Below are 21,410 nucleotides of genomic sequence, written 5' to 3'. Positions count from 1 at the left end.
GCCCGAACGATTTCTTCATCCTTCGATCTTAAAGGGTCTGGGGGATAAAATCCTGTTTTGTCTAGATTGTTCCAGATGTTGTATGCAACGTCTCTACACAGGTTTTGCGATTCGTTGCTACACCAAAGCTGCACTTCGGGCTGTGGCTGCTTTCAATTCAGCCTCGACAAGACTATCGAGTTCAGCTTGTTGTTCTGGAGGTACCGTCTGTCCGCGATCGCGTGCTGTTCGCCATTGATTCATTAATTCAGATAAACGCTGTTGTTCAAAGGCACTAAAAAACCAATCAGGGCGAAAACTCTGGAGAATTAGTAGGGTATCTAATTCATTACCTTCTAACTGAGCGGTCAATGCATCTAGCGCTTCACCTGCGGTTTTACCTGTTGATTGCTTGTTACCTGCAATCGCTCGATAAAGTCTATCACCGCTCGCATCGGATACTGGCAAGATAGCAACTGTCGTCATGTCTTTACCGGAGAATCTCTTGTTCACCAATTATAGTTGGTTCAAGGCTGGCGATCGCACGGGTGCGTAGAGCCTTAAAACCCCTCCCTAACCCTCCCCAAAACAACCCCACCCTAACCCTCCCCTTAATAAGGGGAGGGAACTCGAACGGTTAAAATCGCGAAACTAAACAAAACAAAGTCCGCCTAGGCGGACTTAGGAAAAATTAGGGAATTATTCACCATTTACAGAAGTTTGATATTCGAGAAATTAAACTCCTGAACGGATTCTTTACCATCAGTCTCCGTGCGAATAATGCGCTGGGTCAGGATAACATAGTCGCCAACCTTTTCGTAATTATCTTCAAACACACTTTTACCGCCCTTTTGTTCACCCGTTTTGGGGTCATGGTAGACGGAATCATAACGGTGAGAAAGATAACCTTCGCCCGTGTTGTGGGAACTAAAGGTGTTAATCGTAACGACAACACCGTGAATGTGACGGTGGACGTGGGTTACTTCATTATCACGGACTTTATAGCGATCGCCTTCTGCTTTACCACCCATTAACAGTTCCACAGCACCCGTCTCATCGGTATCTCCGAAGGAGAAGGTGTTCTTTGCGTGGGTGTCTTCAAAGGAACGGCGAACCCGGTGAATCGCGGTTTCCCAAAGTTGAGAGTGAATCGCTTGCTTGGCGTCTTCGTCTTCGACATCAAAGACTTCGGCTTTCATATCCGGGTTAACCCGAACCTTCCCTGTAACCACCTGATCATCCTGTTTGAATGTCACATCTGCGGTGTAACCGGGGAAATCTTTATCCCAGGTGTAGCGGTTCTCATACGCCGCCCGAAAGAAATCACGCGCTGATGTTTGAACTCCAACCATCTGCTTCTCCTATATGTTTACTTTTGCGTTGCTGTAAACTAGCATAGTCGGGACTATCTAGCCTGTATAGACCCCAAGTGGGTACTGTCTGCGTAAACTACGCCACTGGGGAGCAGGGGAAAATAGTGAGTGGTGCAAGATGTAAGTTAAACGGCAAAGATTTTAACATCAACCCCATTTATTGACTTACAACTTTTAATTTATAGGTGAGACAATTTTTAACGTTTTAACCACAGGAATTATAGCTTCAGTTGCCAGGATAAATTGCTTTCTAATAAAAGGAGAAGTCATCGCGGACAGAAGACCCCCGTAATCCAGGTTAAAATTCACTTCATCTCCAACTTGTAAGTTGTGGTTCTTGCCGTCGAGAATAATATGATCACTGCTAGCTCCGAGTATTTCTAGCTTTTTCTTCGATTTCAAGCTAGATACCAGAACGTCCTGCCTTCCCAAAGCAATAATCACTCTCTGGCTAATTCCTCGATCTGAGAAACTAGGAACGTTTCCAAAAGCATCTTGACAGATCTCGCCAAATGGTATGGAGGGCTTTGTCTTGGACTCAATAACTTCGGCAACGAGTTTGAATGCCTCTGTGTGTAAACCTGGAATCGCTTTTCGGTTCACAGTTTCGCACCCTAAAAGGATGGATTCACCCAAGCGAAGATTGTTGATATTGCCGATATATTGAGCCGATTTATACCATTCATAATTAGCCGAATTACCGCCGGATATTATTTCCAAATCAATCTGAAATTCTTTTTTGATGTCATTAACCAGTTCAGACAATTTATGCATATTTTTCTTGTCTGGCTTTACTCCACCATAACAAGCCAAATTGCAGCCAATACCAACAATTTTTATATGGGATAGAGAAAGAATTTTCCTGATAAATTGAGAAAGATCACCAGGAAGTACCCCTTCCCGCAGATCTCCTAACTCTACCATCACAATTATTTGATGATTTCTATTATGTATTTTTGCATAATAGGAAAGTTGCTTAATCGTCTCGATTTCAGTGTTTAGACTAATGTCTACACTTGTAACCACAGCTTCAGCCTGACTGAAAGGAGTGCGTAGAAGCACAAACTGAGTGGATATCCCAGCATTTTTCATTTTTTGAATGTTTTCAATGCGAGAGTCAGCAATAAATCTGACTCCACCTTGAATCATTGCCTCGACAATAGAAGGTTCTCCTAGCACTGCTTTGGAGACTCCCATCAATGAAATTCCTCTGTGCCCATAAAGTTCACATAGCATTCGGGCATTGTCCCGTATTTTAGATAGGGAAATTTCTATCCTTGGCATAAACAATTTCATTGATTATTTCCAGACGATTACGTCTACCTCATTCCCAATACAGGCATTTTTTCTAAAGTCTTCCGCTTGATAATTTGATTCAAGTTGGGAAAATGATCACCTAAAGCTTGAATGATTTTTTGGCATCCATGATTCAAGACATCCATTGTCGGCAATTGAAACTGCCTCTCATAATCCTCTATGATTGTCAAAATCTCTTCATCTGCTAGGTTTTCATGGCTTAATGCAATCGCCATAACTTTAGCTTGAGAAATCGCTTCAATCAGTTTAATTTCGCTTTCAACAGTTGGCATTGACAAATGAGGAAAATCGCACCGAAATTTCCTAGCTGGTGGATGTTGAAGGATAATACCATCGGGCATACTTCCTTTCAAGATGCCGAGAGAACCCATAAAAGCGGGATGACTAACGGCACTCTGTCCCTCAACTAAAATGATGTCGGGACGTTCGTTGTCAAAGGCTTGAATAATAGAGTTTTCTATTTCACCAATCACAAATTGGGAAATCAGAGCATCAATCGATATGCCATACATTGCTCCCTGCATCAAAGCAGTTTGACCCGTCGCTACCAATACTGACTTTATGCCGAGAGTGTTGAGGGACTTGTTGAGTTCTATTGCGGTTGTCATTTTGCCGCAAGCACAATCTGTACCTAATATGGCGATTACAGGAACATTAATTTTAGAGAGTTGACCCGTAAAGACGTGCAAATCTTGTAATTGTGGAGGTTTTCTGATATCTTTAATTTGGATATTATGTTGGGCAGCCATCTGGGTAAACTCTTGATCTTCAGAGAAAAACTGATGAAGACCGTTAATGATATCCATTCCTTTTTCCATGGCTTCTAAGATAAGAAGCCGTTCTGCCTGGGATATAAAGGCATCTAAAGGAGCTTTGCCATAAATGTAACAGTTGGGAACCTCTGAAAGGTTAATTAATGCTTCATTTAAATTAGCAAAAATGGGTATACCATTCTTTTCTTGCCCTAATTCTTCCCCGGCGTCTTTACCCGCTCGTGAACTATCAATCACCCCAACAATTGTATACCGTTCAGAGTGTCGAACCAACCCAGCGGCAGTTTTTCCGTCGGCTAAACTAAATTGATTTTCGCAGTAAATTAAAGCCGTTTCTTTTCTGATTGTCATTTTAATTATTTTCTTTTATTTTTTTTACTCATCAGGATAGTTTTTGGTAATTGCCAAGTATTTCGACAATTTAGAATTTTATCTACATACTTGAAATCCTTTCCTGGAAAGCTTCCTGTTAAACTGTCCCTTAAACCGTCTTGGAGAAACTTCTATTTAAGCTAGCCATTTCAACCACAGCCTCTCGGTGAAACTGAATCACACAAGAGGCTGATTCCCGATAATGGATACGGCTACAGGTAGATACTTTTAGTGTGATCGTATTAGGGGTCGAATCGAGTAACCGTTGCACCGTACAGGGTTGCCTCTTATTCTTGCAGTAGGCAATGATGCGATCGCCAACTTTAATATCGAGTGCTTGAATGTTCATTAATACTCCTCCTTTGGGTCAATGAATTGGCTGTGTCAGTCGTATCCAGCACGAAAAACGGTTTATCGGTACGACTCAACCGAGGGACCATTAATTGTCTTGGAGGTGTCGTGATTGGCTAAGGCTTTTATTGCTCAAAGCCCGTCAGATCATCAAGAGTAGATTTCTCGCTCCTAGCTACTCTACTGTGGTAGTACCTCTTCAGAGTAGCATATAAAAATGACAAATTATATCAAAATAAAATTTTTAGCGTCAAGATAATGTCGCTATACTGTAATTACTGTTCACCCAGATAAAAAAATGAACTCTCCTAAGCGTTCAGGTTAAACCATGCTGACTTATTTAACAATTCGTTCAAAATGATAGATTATGACCGTGCCAAGTACGATGAACCGTTCTCTCCACAGTTTCTTCCAAGCGATCGCAGATGCTCGTGATGAGCAGGAACTTCGCCTGCAAATCATGGACGAATTAGGGGAGCATTTTCAGGCGCAGTATTGGGGGCTGTGTCTGCTCAACGAAGATTCTCACGCGGCTGAGGTGCAGATGCAAGGGGGAGCGGATACGGAGGGGTTTGTCGCCGATTACAATAAGCTGGCGCGAAAGGTCGATCCGGTGTTACGCTACGTCATCGAACACCATGCTCCCGCCCATGAACAACTGGTATTCTCTCCAGAGGTTTGGAAACAATCTGAACTGTACCAGAATTGTTATGCTCGCTACGATCACGAACATGTGATGATGGGTCCGATTGTCAGTGGGGGGCGTTTAATGGGTGGGGTATATTTTGCCCGTGCTTCTGATGCGCCTGCGTTTGATTATAAAGATTTGGCTGACTTAACCGGATTATGCTTGCATTTATCATCACGTCTGGCTACCTTGCGATCGCAAGCCAAAAAATCCCAGTCTCTCGTCGCTAATCGCCTCACTCCACGGGAACGGGAAATTGCTGATTTAGTTGCTAAGGGGTTGACAAATGCAGAAATTGGTGCAGAACTTTGGATTACCCAAAATTCAGTAAAACAGGCGCTGAAACGGATGTTCCGTAAGTTGAATGTCTCGGCGCGTGCTGAATTGGTGGCGCGATTGCAAGATACTGTGTAGAGACATTACATGCAACGTCTCTACAATCGGGTAAGAAAAGGGTTCAATAATGTCATACAACCCTAGATATTGCCAGAAGGAAATTAGTTTACAGGAAAATTCCAATGTAGGGGCGGGTTTAGGAACTCAATGAACGGGTAAATCCATACATTTCATACAAAACCCGCCCTTCAACGGTATTGAACCTAACCGATAACCTCAATTCAAAATCCACCCCTTACGGTTAAGAATAGGGCGGGTTTCGTTGTTTTATATGGGGTGTGTCCACTGATTTAATCCCTAAACCCGCCCCTACATTATCATGGTGCGATCGCAGAAAAAATAGCGATCGCGGGTGGTGGAGAATGGGCGGGTTTTGTTGTTTTATTTGGGGTGTGTCTACTGATTTAATCCCTAAAGGAAGCCCCTACACTATCATGGTGCGATCGCGGTGGTTATCAATGGCGTTAAACAGATGGTTAATTTAACCGAAAAACATCAATTTATTGTAAAAATTTTGCCCTCATGTTTAAAATCTTAGCAGAGTCTGAGCTATAAAAAATCCGATTGCCAAATGTGAACAGCACGTTGAGCCAAATGCCTCTGGCGTGCAGCAATTGTATCCGGGTTCCATTCTTCAGCCGTAATTCGTTGAGTGAGCTGATAGACACTCTGCTGATATTTTTCTTGCTTACTCTGATAGTTTTTCTGCCCAATATCCCGATTAAACGAGGGTTCTAAGAGGGTCAGATTTCCCAGACGATAAACCATTTCCTCTATTTGCCGCTCCGTGAAATATTGCCGCCATTCATCGGTGGGCACTTCCGGGAGAATATGTTCGATAGAAAAACTATTTTCTTCTACCTGTATACCTGACGCATCTACCTCTAACTGACTGAGGATATAACGAACCAGTCTACGCTTTTGCCCTTTTGTCGAGATTGAGAGTAGAGAAAAATCTTGTTTAAATTTTTCGTCGGTGACATATACCGGACGGAGGGTATCAAAAACTTGTCGCGGCGTTGTGATAGTTCCCTCAGCAATATTAGTGGCAATAGCATTGTAAAGGGATTCTAATTCATTCGGATTTAAACGGCTAACAATACTATAGCGGAACGAGATGACAACGATAAGCTTAAGTAAGCGCGTAAAATTTTCTGGAGAAAACCGCTGATAGGCAGCAAATAGAGTGGGATAAGTCTGTTTGACTCGAAATAAATTCAACTCACGGATGTAAGGTTGGTTCTCCGGAGTATCACGCCAGAATTCATCATTGGGATTGCTGAGGGCGACATATAAACCACTAAAGTTCTCAAGCTGATCCAATAAATCAAACGCTTTGGTTGCATCATTAACCGATGATCGAACCAGCTTGAATAAACGTTCACGCCGCACTCGAGTATGTTTTAAACTCAAATAGTAACGCAGAAATTCTGGGAACTTCTCCATCTGAACTGTATTGATAATGCGTCGCCATTGGCGCTGTGCTTCTTGTAAGTCATCAGGTCCTCGAAAGAGTGAGAAGAGGTAATTTTTCAACAAGTCAGTGGAGGTTAACTCTATTCCTCTAGCATTTAATGTCTCAAAAACCGTATAAGCATTCAGTTCATCTTCAACGCTGATTTGAATTAACAGCAGTCCTTGAGCCACGGTATCGGTAATAAACATTGCCAATTTTTCGCCATCTTGAGTCACCTCTGGCAGTTTTTCTAATTGAGTGAAGAAGTATTCAAAAGCTTGCCATAGGAGTTGATTGGATTTCGAGAGAGAACGAATATTTAGGGGTTTTCTCAGGTTAACTAAATTACTTTGATAAAAATCATTATTATTTTCATTCAAAATCAGTTTACTTGAATATCGTAGAGAACGAGGGTCGCGATCGCCGAGATAAGTACGCTTTAGAATTTCTTGTCGTTCTTGGTTAGCTTGAGGGTCAATGCCTTTCCCAACCAGCTTTTGGAGCATTTCAATAACAGCAACGGCAATAATACTAAGTGTGGCTAGGCGTTGCTGACCGTCAATAATGGTAAACGATTGATCAGTCGTCCCAGAACGTTGCAGGACAATGGCTCCCATATAATGACTGATACTAACATTATTATGCAGTATTAAAATATCCTGCCAAAGGTCTTCCCAATTCTCCTCTGTCCAGGAATAATCCCGTTGAAACGGCGGGACTCGATAGATTTTTCCGCTGCTAATTAAATCGCCGAAGCTAGTCGTGCGAGTATCTAGAAGGTTAATCCGAACCATAAACAAAGAAAATAGCGATCGCGGGTGGTGGAGAATGGGCGGGTTTTGTTGTTTTATATGGGGTGTGTCCACTGATTTAATCCCTAAACCCGCCCCTACACTATCATGGTGCGATCGCGGGTGGTAGGAAATGGGCAGGTTTGGTTATCAATGGAGTCAACTCGATTCGGTATCACTGGCTTGGAGGAGATAGGGTATCCTGAACAGTTTGCTACACTAAGGTTAACAAATAGATAGCAACAGATGGTTACGGGTGTAGGGATTACAGACACTATAAAAAGCTTAAACGATCTGCGGGGGCGCTGTAATTTGCGACAGGCGGATGATGAGCGCTTTTTCAGTGAGTGGGTTGATAATTTACCCGAACTCGACGAACGAGAACAGGCGGGTATTGCTCGGATTAAGCAACGCTATGATTATCATCGCGGCGATGGTTTGTTATTAGAAGGTACGATTAATCTGCTGGTGGTTTCGCCACTATTGGAACTTGCAGGGTTTCTTGATACACCTTTCCGCATTCGTTCGCCTTATGGGGTTGGATTAGAATTTGATGATCCTGAAGAAATAATTCTTGCCAACCCATTTTTCGATTGATAGGTTTGATACAAACATCATGCGCCTAGTTGGTCAAAGTAATCCAATAATTATTAGGATAGGACTTACGTAAAGCCTCTATTCGTAGGGTGTGTTAGCGTAGCGTAACGCACCTTTGTCCCCATAAATGGTGTCGCTGCGTAAGAGTAAAGGGCGACCCGATCAAATTGAGTGGACACTGTTGTTGATTTGTGCAAGCGGGTCGCCCCTACGATAAACGATATTCCGGAGCGATCGCCTGAGTTTTCATGGCATAAATCCTTGGCAACGCTTGTCGGACATGGCGTGTGATTTTGTAGGGGCGGGTTTCACGACTATCCTTTCGGTTATACCTAGATGTGACTAAACCCGCCCCGACTTCCGCCGATTTCGAGTCTTTAGGTGAAACACTGATCAAAGCACGTCCCTCACAATCGCGATTTTTTTATTCTAGTGCTTTAAAACCAAGCGATAGCGCGGTTTACCATTACGAAGCTTTTCCATCGCCTCATTCACCTGCTCAAAGCTGAAGGTTTCGGTAATCGGTTCAACACCCTGTCGTGCGGCAAAATCGAGCATCCGCGTAATGGTGACTGGACTCCCCAGGGGACTAGCTGAAATTGACTTTTGACCGACAATTAAGGGGAAAATTGGGGTGGATAGGGGATTGGGGATGACTCCAACGAAGTGTAACCGACCTTTGGGACGTAATGCGGCAATGTAGGCGTTCCAATCGAGGTCAGCATTCGCCGTGCAGAGAATAAAATCAAAGGAATTCTGCACGGATTCTAAGGCGTTGACATCGCCCGAATTGATAAAATGAGTGGCGCCCAATTCCCGTGCTTCTGCTTCTTTATCGGGACTACTGGAAAATGCTGTAATTTCACACCCCCAAGCCTGGAGGAAACGCAAGGCGATATGACCTAATCCACCAATACCAATCACGCCAACGCGATCGCTCGGTTTAATGTCAAACTGAACAATAGGGTTAAATACGGTAATCCCGCCGCAGAACAGAGGACCTGCGGTAGCGGGATTAACTGCCTCGGGTAGGGGAAACACCCAACTGTGATCAGCACGAACCTTATCCGCGAATCCACCATGACGACTGATAATAGTTCCTTCTGCGTTCGAGCAAAGGTTGTGATTCCCTGACATACACCATTCGCACGTCATGCAGGAACTCGAAAACCACCCTAATCCAACCCGTTGTCCTAGGTTTAGCGTTGTGACTTTATCACCCAATGCAGCAATTGTACCCACAACTTCATGACCTGGAACAAAGGGATATTCAGTCATTCCCCACTCGTTGTCCAGCATACTCAGGTCACTGTGACAAATCCCGCAATACTCGACATTAATCTCGACTTCTTCATCGCCGAGAGTACCGGGATCATACTCGAAGGGTTGGAGTTGTCCTCCGGGTTCATGAGCGGCATAAGCTTTGATCATGGTGAAATCTGTAATAGTTGCTGTCTTTCATATTAAAGGATTGAACCACCTTCTATTGGAAAAATGGTGTACCCTTAGTTACGGTTGATGGAAATAAAGCCAACTATACTAAGTTAGAGAAAGATTCCTCAAACTCTGACAAATGACCAATGACAAATGACTAATAACCAATGGAACAGGATGTTTTCCGCGAACTTGCGAACACGCTGCGATCGGCAATTGGTCTGCTGGATGGGGAACAGAACGCCCAACTCCGCCAAGACGCGATCGCACTGTGCGATTATCTGGAGAATCCGATTTTCCGTATTGCTGTTTTTGGTCCGTTTAATTACGGGAAATCGACCTTACTCAATGCTTTACTAGGGAAACGTACCCTACCTATCGACTTAATCCCCACCACAGGCGCGGCGATTCATATCTGTTACGGAAACGATTTACACACGCGCATTACGCTCTCCAATGGTCAACAAATTAGTGAAAACGGTACAGATGTCCTGAAACAATTTGCTATTTTAGATGACCAACGGCGGATGCGGGAGGATGTGACCAATGTTGAGGTCTTTTGTCCCCATCCGTTCCTGAAAACGGGGGTAGAATTGCTGGATTTACCGGGAACGGATGACCGCGAAGCCCAGGAAGCCTTAGTTCGCGATCAACTGCTTACGGCGGATTTAATTGTTCAGGTGCTGGATGGGCGTAAATTGATGACGTTAGGGGAGCGAGAACACCTGAGAGATTGGTTGTTGGATCGGGGAATTACTACAGTTGTTTTTGTGGTGAATTTCCTGAATTTATTGGAACCCGACGAGCAGAAACAAGTCTATAACCGCTTGTTGTTTGTAGCAGAAAGTTTCCGATCGCAACTGCCCAATAATATCAGTAATATCTATCGAGTGGATGCTCTCCCCGCCTTACGCTATCGACTCAAAGGCGATACCGCCGCCGCCCAAACTACGGGCTTAGATATGCTGGAATCGGCGCTGCAAAGCATTGTCGCCACGCGCCATGAGAGCCTCGCCTTCCGCTTTCCCCGTGTGCAAGCGATCGCGTCTCAAATCCAACAGGCTGCAATCGTGAAAGTGCAAGCCGTTTCTGCTGAAATTGCGGTGGCTCAACAAAAGCATCAAACCAAATTAGAGATTAAACAAAAAGCCCAAAACCTGATCCAAAAAGGATTCGCCGCCAGTGTATCGGATTTCCAAGGATGGCTGTATTTACCGAAACTTTTAGAGCGCTATCAATCAGAACTGGTTTCAGCGCTTCAGCAGGGTACATTTAATCTGTGGGAACAAGGCGGTTTTAAAGAGGCGATTCAGAACCATCAACAGGGAATTGTTAAATGGGTGCATCAAGCCAGTGAATTTTTTGATCGCCAACCCCCGACTGATTTGATAATTCCCTTTCCCAAACCCCCAGAAGTTAAGCTTCCTGAACCTCCACCCCAAGCGAAAGGAACCAAGGGCGTTACTCCAGTTGCGATCGCGACAGGATTGGGTTGGGTATTTGGTGGACCCGTTGGTGCGGCGGTGGCGGGTGGGGCGACGTATTTGTTGAATAAAACTCCCGGCGATTCTGCACCGCCAAAATCTTCGACGGCTTATGTAGAACAAGTGAATCAAGCTTACACGGATGCGGCGACAGAGTATCTAACTTGTTTTAGCCGCGAGGCGGTTTCTGCTTTGGAAGCCTATGAGAAATTGGCGGAAACGGTGATTAATGTTAATTTGACGAATGAACCATTAAAATTGACAATTGAGCATCATCAGTTACAGTTATTGCAAAATGTTTTAGCGAATTTGGAGCAAGAATTGGAGCGGGTGCGGTTAGCCCTGAATTAAAGCCCTGAACTAAAGTTCGGGCTGAAAGCTAAAACCCGTTAAAACGGGTTCAAATTCTTTAATGGAGTAAGCTTTAGCTTACTTAAGCTTTGAGCCGGAAATTTATTTCCCGGCTATAGGTTAAATTTAGCTGAATAGCAACGTTATAGGAGCAAGTCGCTCTGAACTCAAGTCGCCCTGAACTCAAGTACTCTAAGAGAAGCCGCTACGCGTCTACGGGCTAAAAGCTAAAACCTGTTAAAACGGGTTCAAATTTTTTAATGGAGTAAGCTTTAGCTTACTTAAGCTTTGAGCCGGAAATTTATTTCCCGGCTATAGGTTAAATTTAGCTCAATAGCAACGTTATAGGAGCAAGTCGCCCTGAACTAAAGTACTCTAAGAGAAGCCGCTCCGCGTCTACGGGCTGAAAGCTAAAACCCGTTAAAACGGGTTCAAATCTTTTAATGGAGTAAGCTTTAGCTTACTTAAGCTTTGAGCCAGAAATTTATTTCCCGGCTATAGGTTAAATTTAGAATAGCAACATTATAGGAGTCGCCCTGAACTCAAGTCGCCCTGAACTCAAGTACTCTAAGAGAAGCCGCTCCGCGTCTACGGGCTAAAAGCTAAAACCCGTTAAAACTGGTTCAAATTCTTTAACGTAGTAAGCTTTAGCTTACTTAAGCTTTGAGCCGGAAATTTATTTCCCGGCTACTTTTGATAACGCCATTTTTGCGCCCGAAACACACCAACTAATTTAATTCCACTCTCAATTTGAGCAAATCGCTCTTGTTTGACGGATCGCGCTGAACTCTCCTGCACAGAGGTTAAGCTATAACTCAGGAGTGCCAAGACTAATGCCGTGGCGGTTAAATTACACGTAAATCTTATGTTAAACATTGCCCTGAAATACCCTTACTCAATCACTGGCAAGACTCCAGTGGTAAACTCAGCTATGACTTGGTGATGGAAAATCACCGGGATAAAACTTCCGGTCAAGTAAAATCATAAACTAAAAACCCTCTTAAATAGCTTCAGTAAACTTACTGAAAAATTTGCGGCTTTTCTATCAGCCATTTCGCGTAGATTCACCGAACAATCTTCATAAAATGAAGATTTGATGAAGATTATGGGTAGTTTACCGATCGCTTGGGCGACTCAGGTACGGCAGTTAGGCGATGGCTAAATAGGGCTGACAACGCCATAACCGTTTACTTGCCAGTCAAGCTCAAGTTAAATATGATCATTTCTGGTTAAAACTTCCAGCATGAATATAATACCCAAAAGCATCACAATAAGAACAGATTCCATAACTAAATCTCCTGCTGTCAATACTTCAACAGTAGAAAAATATAGTTTGGTTTAGAGAGGATAATAGGTAACTCTTTTGATTGACTATTAAATAACCAATCCATCTCGCCCAATCTGTAGCTTTGGTAACATCTGGATATGTACAGTTTGCCAATTGGCACGGCTACAATGGCACTTCTCGATTGGGTGCAATACAGACTGGGGCAGGGTGTGGGGTGTAGGGTGTGGGGTGTGGGGTGTAGGGTGTGGGGTGTGGGGTGTGGGGTGTGGGGTGTGGGGTGTGGGGTGTGGGGTGTGGGGTGTAGGGTGTGGGATGTGGGGTGTAGGGTGTGGGGTGTGGGGTGTAGGGTGTGGGGTGTGGGGTGTGGGGTGGGCATTGCCCACCAGCCTTAAGTCGAATGGCACTGAAATAAGCATTAGGAAATCACCGAAACCCTTGATGTACCGTAGGGTGGGTTTCGACTTCGCTCAACCCACCAACCTTAAGTCAGTGGCATTCGCCTTAAGTCAGTGACATTCAGGTTAAGACATTCTCTACTGTTCCCTGTTCCCTGTTCCCTGTTTCCTGTTCCCTGTTCCCTGTTCCCTGTGGAGATTAACTGATGTCCTAACGTTTCTTCGTAGTGCTATATAACCAATTAATCATCCCATCTGGCAAGATAATTTTAGTGCGAGTGCTCGTATCAATACAAACATGGCGAGTTAAGGCATCTGCTAGGTGTCGTTGCGGTGAAGCAGCATCGATAACCTGATACTTAATTTCAAACTTGCTATCACTTAGCCGTTGAGGTATCCCATCAATCAGCAGCTTGTCTCCACAAAACATGGGCTGGAAAAAGTCTACACTACTGTGGATAATTGGCACAGCCACAGCAGCGTGGCTAAAAAATGTCTTGAGATTAATACCTACCTTGGCTAGAGAGTCTTCATAGGCTTCGTGACACATTACCAAAACATTGGCAAAGTAAACGACACCAGCAGCATCGGTATCTTGAAAGCGGACGGTGCGGTTATAGGTAAAGGACATGCATTTAAATTGTTAAGCTTAATGGCACGCTGGTTAAGGCTGGTGGGTTTCGACTTCGCTCAACCCACCCTACGGTATATCACGGGTTGTGGCGGTAGGGGTTTGGTTCCTAAATCTAGTGCAGCGCGGTGGAAATATGTGAGCAGCTTTGTAGGTGTGGAGGAGCTGGGGGAGCTGGGGAAGCTGGGGAAGCTGGGGGAGATATTAGCTGTTCAGTTATTTCTGCCTTCTTGCACTAGGGGTTTGGGAACCACACCCCTACCTCTCGGTGGGTTGACTATTCTGTTCACTTAGAATTCCCCAATGGCGGTTGACTCGGACGCCACCGCTTTTTTTCTCGCCGTTGTTTCCAGTCCCGAATGGCAATCGCCTCTTTTGCGGCGGGAGTGCGATAACCCTTGCGGTTACTTTCATCTTGATTGGCTGAGGTGCTAGTTTTCGGGTGGGGTTGTTTGACTAAATACTGCGCCAGATCATCGTAGGGTGATTTAAAATTCAGGTCTTGCAGAATGTGCCGAACTGAATGATAACGATTCGTCAGTGATACATTTGTCATTTTCCGCAGCACTTGAGTCAAAGGCTGACTGATGTGCACCAAGCGTTCCCAGTATAAGGCACCCGTTTGGCGATCGCTCTCAAAGTTTAGAGGCGCTTTTCCGGTTAGCAGGTACAGACAGGTCATCCCTAGGGCGTAGATATCACTGGCAAATACCGGGCGCAGCGAAAACTGTTCGGGTGGGGCAAATCCGACAGTGCCGATAAAATGAGTTGAGGCGAGTTTCATGCTACTGTCGAGGGCTTGCACCAACTTTTCCTTAACCGCGCCAAAGTCAATCAACACCAGCCGACCATCGTCTTCACAGCGGATAATGTTTTGCGGCTTGATATCTCGGTGAATCACGTTATTTCGGTGAATGTAGTCGAGTAGGGGTAGCATTTCCGCCAAAAACTGTCTGACGGCTACCTCAGATAAACATCCACTCCGCCTGACTAGCCGTGCTAAGGTTGAACCACGGACATATTCCTGAACTAGAAAAAATTCCCCCTCAGTCTCGAAGTAATCGAGTAACATGGGGATCTGAGAGTGACTACCCAGTTTGCCGAGAATTTTTGCCTCTCGTTCAAAACGCTGGCGAGCATTCTCCAAGGCTTTCGGGTCATCAACTTTGGGGCAAAGTTGCTTAATCACACAAAGCGGTTGACCCGGTAACTCAGCATCTTTGGCGAGAAAGGTGACACCAAACCCACCGCGCCCCAACATTCGCAAGATCTCATAGCGATCGCAAAAGAGTTCATTTTGACCGCAAAGCTGACCAAGTTGGGTTTGCTGTAAAATTTCCGAGTGGAAGGAAGACAGGTTTCCCGGCGCAAAATTCATTTTTCCAGAATCCGATGGTACAAGCTCTCCAGCTTGTTCTTAGTTTAGGCAAAGATCTTATCTTTCTTCAAATTTACACGACGCCCCGATAAGTGGCACAATAGATATTTCCTATTCGTGAATAAATGTAGGTGACCTGAGCGATTAAGTTCGACAAAAATAAACGATAGATCGTTAGTATATAGAGCAGACGTGCAACGATGACTATGCATCCAAAACTACAAAAAGCTTTTGAACACCGCCAAGTCCTCAAGGTTATTAGTGGCTTGAATAACTTTGACTCCCAACGGGTGAGTGCTACCGTTAAGGCGGCGGATCGGGGTGGTGCGACGTTTGTCGATATCGCCGCTGATCCAGATTTGATTCGTCTTGTAAAAGGGTTGACAAATCTACCGATTTGTGTTTCCGCTGTGGAACCCCATCGATTTGTCAGTGCGGTAGAAGCCGGGGCAGATTTGATAGAAATCGGGAATTTCGATAGCTTCTACGCTCAAGGGCGGCGGTTTGAGGCAGCAGAGGTTTTAGCCTTGACCCAACAGACGCGATCGCGCTTGCCTGATATTACTCTATCCGTTACTGTTCCTCACATCCTGACATTAGATCAGCAAGTGGAACTGGCAGAAAAACTGGTGCAAGCCGGGGCAGATATTATCCAAACCGAAGGCGGTACCAGCAGTCAACCTCGTTCGGCGGGAACATTGGGCTTGATTGAAAAAGCCGCCCCCACGTTAGCCGCTGCATCGGAAATTTCTCGCGCCGTATCTGTACCTGTACTCTGTGCTTCTGGCTTATCCAGTGTTACCGTACCCATGGCAATTGCCGCAGGCGCGGCTGGCGTTGGCGTGGGTTCAGCTGTGAATCAGTTAGACAATGAAGTAGCGATGGTTGCGGCTGTCCGCAGTTTGGTGGAAGCCTTGGCAACGGTTAACCTAACACGAGTGGGCGTTTAAGTCATTCGAGTTCCCTCCCCTTGGCAAGGGGAGGGTTAGGGAGGGGTTAATTGTTACCCCCTTTATCCTGAAGGGGTGACAAACTAAGTCAAAGGTAGGCAGGGTATGGGTTATGGGGTGTGGGGTGTGGGGTTTCTCGGTAAGGAACACTAGGAATAATAAAATTAGACAACCAAACTGCATAAGCTCAATGAGTTGAGAAGTACGGATGGGTGGACTAAATACATCTATCCTGCGATGAAACTCAACCTGTTGACCATTGCTGTCTGGCTGACTCCCCTCTGCTTAAACCTTCCAGCTCAAGCAGAAAACCCTGAACACCTCAAGGAATTCTTAGAAACCCAAGAATGTATTGAATGTGACTTGAGTGGTGCGAATCTCAGTGGTGCAGAACTTCGGGGTGCTAATTTAGCCGGATCAAATCTTGCTGGTGCGAACTTCAGCAATGCAGATTTAACCAAAGCTTACTTGGTGAATGCGAATCTTCAGGGTGCTAATTTGCATTCTGCTCGTTTGGTCGATGTTAATATGGCAAGAGTTAATTTGAACGATGCTGATTTGAGTGAGGCTAATTTAAAAGGGAGTAATCTCGAACGGGCAACTCTAGAAAATGCTAATCTCAGAAAAGCCAATTTGGATGCGCGGAGAACCAGTCGAACGCTTCTCTCCTCTGCTAACTTTAAAAATGCAGATCTCAGTAATGCGTCTTTGAGAGGTGCTTGGTTAATGGCAGCTAATCTGGAAGGAGCCAATCTCACGGAAGCAAATCTGAGTAGTGATATCTACAAAGAAGCTAACATGGTCTATACCCATCACACCAATTTAATTGGTGCAAATTTAGTCAATGCAAATCTAACTGGGGCAAGTTTGGTTCATGCTTTTTTAGTCGATGCTAATCTACTTAATGTCAATCTAACTGGGGCAAATCTGAGCCATGCTTTTTTAGTCAATGCCAAGCTCATCAACGCCAACCTGAGCAATACTGACTTAGAAAAGGCTAACTTGGAGAATGCTAATCTAACGGGGGCTAACCTCAGTAATGCCAATCTGCTTAAGGCTTTCTTGGTGAATACAAATTTGAGTGAGGCGAATTTGAACTCTGCTCGTCTTGTGGATATTAACATGAGTGGCGCTAATCTCAATGGCGCTGATTTAAGTGATGCTGAGTTGAGAAAATCGAATTTATGTGGGGTGACGATGCCAGATGGTTCTACCTCGAATACAGGTTGTGAAGCAAGTTAACCGTTGGGGTTAACGACTTATAGCACTACGAGGTACGGAAAGGACATCAGTTAGTCCAAGAGGGAACAGGGAACAGGGAACAGGGAACAGTAAAGAATATCCTAACCTGTCTTAGTACCGCTATAATTTCTTTTCCTTCAGCGTGTTCGCGGGAATCCTCGGTTTCAGGAAACCTGATGTTTGATACTCTCCGCCCTACAAGGACGGAGATTCTTCGTTCACAGATCCGGCTTGTTGTCAAACCTGCCCTTACAGCCAATAAGCAACAACTAGAAATAATTAGCAATAACTTATATTATAGATAGCCTATTATTTTACTATAAAATCAACGAAAAGCATCTAAACTTTCATAGAAATTGTTGAATTACCGACTAATATCTTAATAATTTGTGAATAAAAATTGCAGACAATGAATTAACCATCCTTAACGTTTTATAGTAGAAATGCCTAACGACCAATCAAAAGTTCTGAGGCATGAGTATGGTAAATCTGGACACCCGATGGGACGCGATCGCAAGCTACGCCAATTACACAAGTTATGATAACTCCAATGATTTGAATGGGGCAAAGCCGTCAGGGAAGAAGACTGTGTCGGGGAGAATCCCTTGTAGCGTAGTGCATTCGATTCCCGGACGGGTGCGATTTCGCGTGCCTCGGTTGGTGGATGATGCGGATTATGCCCATTGTTTAGAAGCGTTGATGGCGTCCCAAGATGGAGTAACTCAGGTGCGTGTGCGTCGCGCCGCCGCCTCTATTGTAATTGGCTATAACACTCAGAGGCTATCTGATGTTCAGATGCGTAGGGTGTTGCTGAGGTTGATTCAAGAAGGTCAGGATAACGGGTTAGGCGAACTTAAGAGTGGTACTCTAGACCAGGAACAGGATCAGATTTCCCCGGTTGATGGGAGTCCAGAGGATACGACGGAGGACAGTGATTGGTCTGAATTGAAACGTCCCGCCCTGGCTACTCTCCTCGCCCTGTTAGCCGGTCCGTTGCGCCTGCCCATTCCTCAATCGCTGGTGGCGGGTTCTGTCGCGGTTGCGGGATTACCTGTGGCGAAACGTGCCATCACCAGTTTGCTGGGGGAACGTCGCCTGACGATTGATAGCTTAGATTTAGTGGCGATTACTTTATCCTCAATTCAGGGAAACTGGCTGACACCCGCCCTGATGATGACACTGCACGAATTAGGAGATATTATCCGCGATCGCACCGCCCGTTCGTCTCAGGCTCAAGCCACGGATTTACTCGATTCTATCGGACAATATGCTTGGGTGGAGTGTAATGGGGAAAAACAGCAGGTTCCATTGACTGAGGTAAAACCTGGGGATACTGTAATCGTTTATCCAGGTGAACAAATCCCCGTCGATGGCTTGGTATTGCGGGGAAATGCCACGATTGATCAACAGAAACTCACCGGGGAATCCATGCCTGTGGTACGAGAAGCGGGACAAACCGTCTATGCATCCACATTAGTGCGATCGGGGGAATTATATATCAAAGTGGAACGGGTTGGTGCAGATACCTGCGCGGGTGCGAGTATTCAGTTAGCCCAGCAAGCGCCCGTCCATGATACCCGTATGGAAAATTATGCGGCGCAACTAGCAGAACGGTCAATTATGCCCGCGTTTCTCTTAGCTAGTGGGGTTTGGGCAATTACTCGGAATCCGGCTAGGGCTGCGTCTATCCTCACCCTGGACTTTGTTACCGGGATGCGCGTCTCGATTCCCACCACCTTTCTCGCCGCCCTCACCCATGCTACGCGCCATGGTATTTTAGTCCGTTCAGGACGAGCTTTGGAACAACTTGCCCAGGTGGATACGATTGTTTTCGATAAGACAGGAACGTTAACTCAGGGGAATATTCAAGTTGTGGCGGTGGAAACCGTAACCAATCGCTTGTCGGCACAACGTATCTTAGAACTTGCAGCCGCAGCAGAACAACGGTTGACTCATCCAGTGGCGGAAGCGGTAATGCGTTACGTGGAGGAACAGGGTATTGATATCTTACCTCGTGGCGAGTGGCATTATGAGGTGGGATTAGGTGTGCGGGCGGAGATTGACGGTGAGAGAGTATTAGTAGGCAGCGATCGCTTTTTGCGGCAAGCTGGAATTAGTGTGGATTGTTTTTATGATCAACATCCCTGTTGTCGTCAACTCTGGGGGTGTCAGCAAGATTGTCCGATTTCTGCTGATTCATCCTTAATTTATGTGGCGTGTGAGGATGAATTCCAAGGGGTGATTCAATATAAAGATCCCTTGCGAAGAGAAAGCCGCCGAGTGATTCATCAGTTGCAACATGAGTATGGTATGGAGATTCATCTGTTAACCGGGGATAGCCAAACTAAAGCTGTCGCCGTGGCGCAGGAGTTAGAGATTCCCCTGTCTCAGGTTCACGCCGAAGCCTTCCCTCAAACCAAAGCTGATGTGGTACGTCGGTTAAAAGAAGAGGGGAAAACGGTGGCGTTTACCGGGGATGGGTTAAATGATTCCGTGGCGCTAGCTTATGCTGATGTGTCGATTTCCTTTGGCGATGGTTCAGCAGTGGCACGGGAAACAGCGGATGTGGTGCTAATGGAGAATGACTTAGCCAGTTTACTCGATGCGATCGCGATCGGCAAGCAAACTCTGGCAATTGTCCAGCAGAATACAGCCTTGGCTGTTACGCCTAATGTAGCGGCGTTGGGATTGGCGTCAACGGTGGGACTTCATCCCCTAGTTGCCACAGGGGTGCATAATGGAAGTGCGATCGTAGCTGGGTTAAATGCGCTACGACCTTTAATGCATCGGGATTAGTCATTGGTCATTGGTCATTGGTCATTGGTCATTTGTCATTGGTCATATGATGTCCGGACCCATCACCCTTAATAAAAAAGCCCGAAACCCTTGCGGTTAAAGCATTGTTATTATGGGCAATTCACCGGACTTGATATCATTGGTCATTTGAAGTCTTTATAAACAACGATTAAGGGCGCACGTCGGTGCGCCCCTACAATTTGGCGTTAAAACTTATCGGTTTCAGAGGGTGAACTGCCTCCTCCTGGTTTGGTAAGGAATAAGTTATCCTCTACCTCATTCTGATAGATACATTCAATTTCTGGATTACCTTCCAATGGACCGGTGAAGCCAAAGGTATTCATCCGATTTTTACAGGATTTCACTTGATCCGAAGTAACCAGGTTCCGTTTCTCTAAAATTGCCCAGTTGTTCCGGCGCAAAACACATCCAGGGCGCATACTCGGCTGGGTGACGTAAACGTTAAAGGGGTTGAGAGTAACGAAAACCCGCATATCTGTGACCATGGCGCTGGCACCATACTGGATACACAATTCTGGATTGGGCGCACTGCGGTCAATGGCTTCACGGGATGCCACATTTTCTAGATTAGGACTCGCTGTAGAACTAAAAGCGATACCGACGCCAATTCCCAGGATAAAAATCCCGCCGAGGATGGCGAGGGTGGTGGCGTTCAGGATAGAAGCTACGGGGTTAGTTCGACGTCTCATAGGGGTTGAATCAACTTTGCTAAAATTGCCAGGGAAGGATTAGAGAGATATTAAACAGTTTTAAGACTCTATACAGGAACTAAGTATATTTTATCGGGATTGACACTCCCCGACCATGCTGCTGCATGGACGGGGATTCTTGGTTCCCTGACTCACCGTTAGCCTGAAGTTCCCCTTTGACAAATCGCTACACTGTATGCATATCTTGGCTTAGGGCGATTTGGCTGACGGCTTCATTCTTGTCAAATCAGGCTGACGCCCAATAAATCTATTAGCCAATCTTACATCATTGGTAAACAATGTTGCATTTAAAACTTGTGTAGTTGCAGCAATTATTGCATCAGGAAGCCTCAGTCTGTATTGTTTCCGAAATGTAATTGCTAAATCTTTTTCATAACAACATCTAACGTTTCTATCGTAGCTCCAAAGCGAATCGCTGATGGTAGGCGTGTGGAGGTGCAGGAGTCGCTTCCCTTCAACCTTCCTGATCACTCTTGAGGAAATCACCCACGTACAGTCGGATAAATTCTGCTGCTGCATCAGGATTGAGGCTATGAAGTGCCTCAGCAATCTGCACCACGGTTTCGGCTGAGGGATCTCGATTTTCGTGAAACCAGTGAAATACAACTGAACGATCAACCTTCAAAGTTACGGCTAG

General features: G+C 45.3%; 21 protein-coding genes and 1 pseudogene. 8 read left to right on the top strand and 14 right to left on the bottom strand.

The genetic code is table 11. From position 1 onward, the window contains the following. Positions 1-117: 117 nt before the first annotated feature. The 5 genes from RIC07_RS18790 to RIC07_RS18770 form a co-directional block, all read right to left on the bottom strand. A complete protein-coding gene (locus RIC07_RS18790; RefSeq protein ID WP_446395845.1) occupies positions 118-465 on the bottom strand; it encodes a hypothetical protein in 348 nt (115 codons plus the stop codon). A gap of 224 nt (positions 466-689) precedes the next feature. Next, a complete protein-coding gene (locus RIC07_RS18785) occupies positions 690-1,331 on the bottom strand; it encodes a DUF3386 domain-containing protein (protein ID WP_446380106.1) in 642 nt (213 codons plus the stop codon). A 195-nt stretch (positions 1,332-1,526) separates the two neighbouring features. Continuing rightward, positions 1,527-2,648: an alanine/ornithine racemase family PLP-dependent enzyme gene (locus RIC07_RS18780; RefSeq protein WP_446395844.1), complete on the bottom strand. Its 1,122-nt coding sequence runs from the start codon at positions 2,646-2,648 to the stop codon at positions 1,527-1,529. A gap of 23 nt (positions 2,649-2,671) precedes the next feature. Further along, the gene (locus tag RIC07_RS18775) at positions 2,672-3,793 is read right to left on the bottom strand and encodes a DUF1611 domain-containing protein (protein ID WP_446380108.1); all 1,122 of its coding nucleotides are present in this window, start codon (positions 3,791-3,793) and stop codon (positions 2,672-2,674) included. 130 nt (positions 3,794-3,923) lie between these two features. Continuing rightward, complete coding sequence (locus RIC07_RS18770; protein ID WP_446380109.1) at positions 3,924-4,163, bottom strand: hypothetical protein; 240 nt, start codon at positions 4,161-4,163, stop codon at positions 3,924-3,926. A 369-nt stretch (positions 4,164-4,532) separates the two neighbouring features. Here RIC07_RS18770 and RIC07_RS18765 point away from each other — a divergent pair, with 369 nt between their 5' ends. Both RIC07_RS18765 and RIC07_RS18760 read left to right on the top strand, forming a co-directional pair. After that, positions 4,533-5,267: a helix-turn-helix transcriptional regulator gene (locus RIC07_RS18765; RefSeq protein ID WP_006098879.1), complete on the top strand. Its 735-nt coding sequence runs from the start codon at positions 4,533-4,535 to the stop codon at positions 5,265-5,267. Positions 5,268-5,527: 260 nt separating this feature from the next. After that, a complete protein-coding gene (locus RIC07_RS18760; RefSeq protein ID WP_446395843.1) occupies positions 5,528-5,734 on the top strand; it encodes a hypothetical protein in 207 nt (68 codons plus the stop codon). Between the two features lie 64 nt (positions 5,735-5,798). Here the strand turns inward: RIC07_RS18760 and RIC07_RS18755 are convergent, their stop codons facing one another. Next, a complete protein-coding gene (locus RIC07_RS18755; RefSeq protein ID WP_446395854.1) occupies positions 5,799-7,499 on the bottom strand; it encodes a DUF262 domain-containing protein in 1,701 nt (566 codons plus the stop codon). A 243-nt stretch (positions 7,500-7,742) separates the two neighbouring features. Between RIC07_RS18755 and RIC07_RS18750 the strand changes: the two genes are divergently transcribed. After that, the gene (locus tag RIC07_RS18750; RefSeq protein WP_446395842.1) at positions 7,743-8,093 is read left to right on the top strand and encodes a hypothetical protein; all 351 of its coding nucleotides are present in this window, start codon (positions 7,743-7,745) and stop codon (positions 8,091-8,093) included. A 208-nt stretch (positions 8,094-8,301) separates the two neighbouring features. Here the strand turns inward: RIC07_RS18750 and RIC07_RS18745 are convergent, their stop codons facing one another. Then, positions 8,302-8,490 (bottom strand): hypothetical protein, encoded by a 189-nt coding sequence (locus RIC07_RS18745; RefSeq protein ID WP_446395841.1) that lies wholly within the window; start codon positions 8,488-8,490, stop codon positions 8,302-8,304. 32 nt (positions 8,491-8,522) lie between these two features. Continuing rightward, entirely contained in the window at positions 8,523-9,524 is a 1,002-nt protein-coding gene (gene ahr / locus RIC07_RS18740; protein WP_446395840.1) for an NADPH-dependent aldehyde reductase Ahr, read from the bottom strand. 170 nt (positions 9,525-9,694) lie between these two features. Here ahr and RIC07_RS18735 point away from each other — a divergent pair, with 170 nt between their 5' ends. Beyond that, positions 9,695-11,362, top strand: coding sequence for a dynamin family protein (locus RIC07_RS18735; RefSeq protein ID WP_446395839.1), 1,668 nt, complete (start codon positions 9,695-9,697; stop codon positions 11,360-11,362). 687 nt (positions 11,363-12,049) lie between these two features. Here the strand turns inward: RIC07_RS18735 and RIC07_RS18730 are convergent. Continuing rightward, complete coding sequence (locus tag RIC07_RS18730) at positions 12,050-12,238, bottom strand: hypothetical protein (RefSeq protein WP_446395838.1); 189 nt, start codon at positions 12,236-12,238, stop codon at positions 12,050-12,052. 565 nt (positions 12,239-12,803) lie between these two features. Here RIC07_RS18730 and RIC07_RS18725 point away from each other — a divergent pair. Continuing rightward, positions 12,804-13,163, top strand: a complete 360-nt coding sequence (locus RIC07_RS18725) for a hypothetical protein (protein WP_446395837.1) — start codon at positions 12,804-12,806, stop codon at positions 13,161-13,163. A gap of 93 nt (positions 13,164-13,256) precedes the next feature. Here the strand turns inward: RIC07_RS18725 and RIC07_RS18720 are convergent, their stop codons facing one another. Both RIC07_RS18720 and RIC07_RS18715 read right to left on the bottom strand, forming a co-directional pair. Next, positions 13,257-13,676: an acyl-CoA thioesterase gene (locus RIC07_RS18720; RefSeq protein ID WP_446395836.1), complete on the bottom strand. Its 420-nt coding sequence runs from the start codon at positions 13,674-13,676 to the stop codon at positions 13,257-13,259. 286 nt (positions 13,677-13,962) lie between these two features. Beyond that, entirely contained in the window at positions 13,963-15,054 is a 1,092-nt protein-coding gene (locus RIC07_RS18715; RefSeq protein WP_446395835.1) for a protein kinase domain-containing protein, read from the bottom strand. A gap of 200 nt (positions 15,055-15,254) precedes the next feature. On the opposite strand from RIC07_RS18715, the gene RIC07_RS18710 reads away from it, so the two are divergent. The 3 genes from RIC07_RS18710 (at position 15,255) to RIC07_RS18700 (ending at position 20,042) form a co-directional block, all read left to right on the top strand. Continuing rightward, entirely contained in the window at positions 15,255-16,004 is a 750-nt protein-coding gene (locus tag RIC07_RS18710; protein WP_446395834.1) for a DUF561 domain-containing protein, read from the top strand. Between the two features lie 237 nt (positions 16,005-16,241). Then, positions 16,242-17,246: a pentapeptide repeat-containing protein gene (locus tag RIC07_RS18705; RefSeq protein ID WP_446395833.1), complete on the top strand. Its 1,005-nt coding sequence runs from the start codon at positions 16,242-16,244 to the stop codon at positions 17,244-17,246. Positions 17,247-17,726: 480 nt separating this feature from the next. Beyond that, positions 17,727-20,042, top strand: coding sequence for a heavy metal translocating P-type ATPase (locus tag RIC07_RS18700; RefSeq protein ID WP_446395832.1), 2,316 nt, complete (start codon positions 17,727-17,729; stop codon positions 20,040-20,042). Between the two features lie 206 nt (positions 20,043-20,248). Here RIC07_RS18700 and RIC07_RS18695 read toward each other — a convergent pair whose 3' ends face one another. The 3 genes and pseudogenes from RIC07_RS18695 to RIC07_RS18685 form a co-directional block, all read right to left on the bottom strand. After that, positions 20,249-20,752: a DUF3172 domain-containing protein gene (locus tag RIC07_RS18695; protein ID WP_446395831.1), complete on the bottom strand. Its 504-nt coding sequence runs from the start codon at positions 20,750-20,752 to the stop codon at positions 20,249-20,251. A gap of 210 nt (positions 20,753-20,962) precedes the next feature. After that, positions 20,963-21,142 (bottom strand): annotated as a pseudogene (locus tag RIC07_RS18690) (PIN domain-containing protein); the annotation flags it as partial. 85 nt (positions 21,143-21,227) lie between these two features. Next, on the bottom strand, positions 21,228-21,410 hold a 183-nt coding region (locus RIC07_RS18685; protein WP_446395830.1), incomplete at its 5' end, for a helix-turn-helix domain-containing protein.

This window comes from Coleofasciculus sp. E1-EBD-02 (assembly GCF_040218245.1).
GTDB lineage: Bacteria > Cyanobacteriota > Cyanobacteriia > Cyanobacteriales > Coleofasciculaceae > Coleofasciculus.
Note: the sequence above shows the minus strand (reverse complement) of the source record. Positions and strands in the feature narration are given on the sequence as shown.

Coding starts and splice junctions, on each gene's coding strand:
- RIC07_RS18700 (WP_446395832.1), top strand. CDS start 17,727: ATGGTAAATCTGGACACCCGATGGGACGCGATCGCAAGCTACGCCAAT.
- ahr (WP_446395840.1), bottom strand. CDS start 9,524: ATGATCAAAGCTTATGCCGCTCATGAACCCGGAGGACAACTCCAACCC.
- RIC07_RS18705 (WP_446395833.1), top strand. CDS start 16,242: ATGAAACTCAACCTGTTGACCATTGCTGTCTGGCTGACTCCCCTCTGC.
- RIC07_RS18730 (WP_446395838.1), bottom strand. CDS start 12,238: ATGTTTAACATAAGATTTACGTGTAATTTAACCGCCACGGCATTAGTC.
- RIC07_RS18765 (WP_006098879.1), top strand. CDS start 4,533: ATGACCGTGCCAAGTACGATGAACCGTTCTCTCCACAGTTTCTTCCAA.
- RIC07_RS18735 (WP_446395839.1), top strand. CDS start 9,695: ATGGAACAGGATGTTTTCCGCGAACTTGCGAACACGCTGCGATCGGCA.
- RIC07_RS18775 (WP_446380108.1), bottom strand. CDS start 3,793: ATGACAATCAGAAAAGAAACGGCTTTAATTTACTGCGAAAATCAATTT.
- RIC07_RS18715 (WP_446395835.1), bottom strand. CDS start 15,054: ATGAATTTTGCGCCGGGAAACCTGTCTTCCTTCCACTCGGAAATTTTA.
- RIC07_RS18720 (WP_446395836.1), bottom strand. CDS start 13,676: ATGTCCTTTACCTATAACCGCACCGTCCGCTTTCAAGATACCGATGCT.
- RIC07_RS18695 (WP_446395831.1), bottom strand. CDS start 20,752: ATGAGACGTCGAACTAACCCCGTAGCTTCTATCCTGAACGCCACCACC.
- RIC07_RS18770 (WP_446380109.1), bottom strand. CDS start 4,163: ATGAACATTCAAGCACTCGATATTAAAGTTGGCGATCGCATCATTGCC.
- RIC07_RS18750 (WP_446395842.1), top strand. CDS start 7,743: ATGGTTACGGGTGTAGGGATTACAGACACTATAAAAAGCTTAAACGAT.
- RIC07_RS18790 (WP_446395845.1), bottom strand. CDS start 465: ATGACGACAGTTGCTATCTTGCCAGTATCCGATGCGAGCGGTGATAGA.
- RIC07_RS18785 (WP_446380106.1), bottom strand. CDS start 1,331: ATGGTTGGAGTTCAAACATCAGCGCGTGATTTCTTTCGGGCGGCGTAT.
- RIC07_RS18780 (WP_446395844.1), bottom strand. CDS start 2,648: ATGAAATTGTTTATGCCAAGGATAGAAATTTCCCTATCTAAAATACGG.
- RIC07_RS18710 (WP_446395834.1), top strand. CDS start 15,255: ATGACTATGCATCCAAAACTACAAAAAGCTTTTGAACACCGCCAAGTC.
- RIC07_RS18755 (WP_446395854.1), bottom strand. CDS start 7,499: ATGGTTCGGATTAACCTTCTAGATACTCGCACGACTAGCTTCGGCGAT.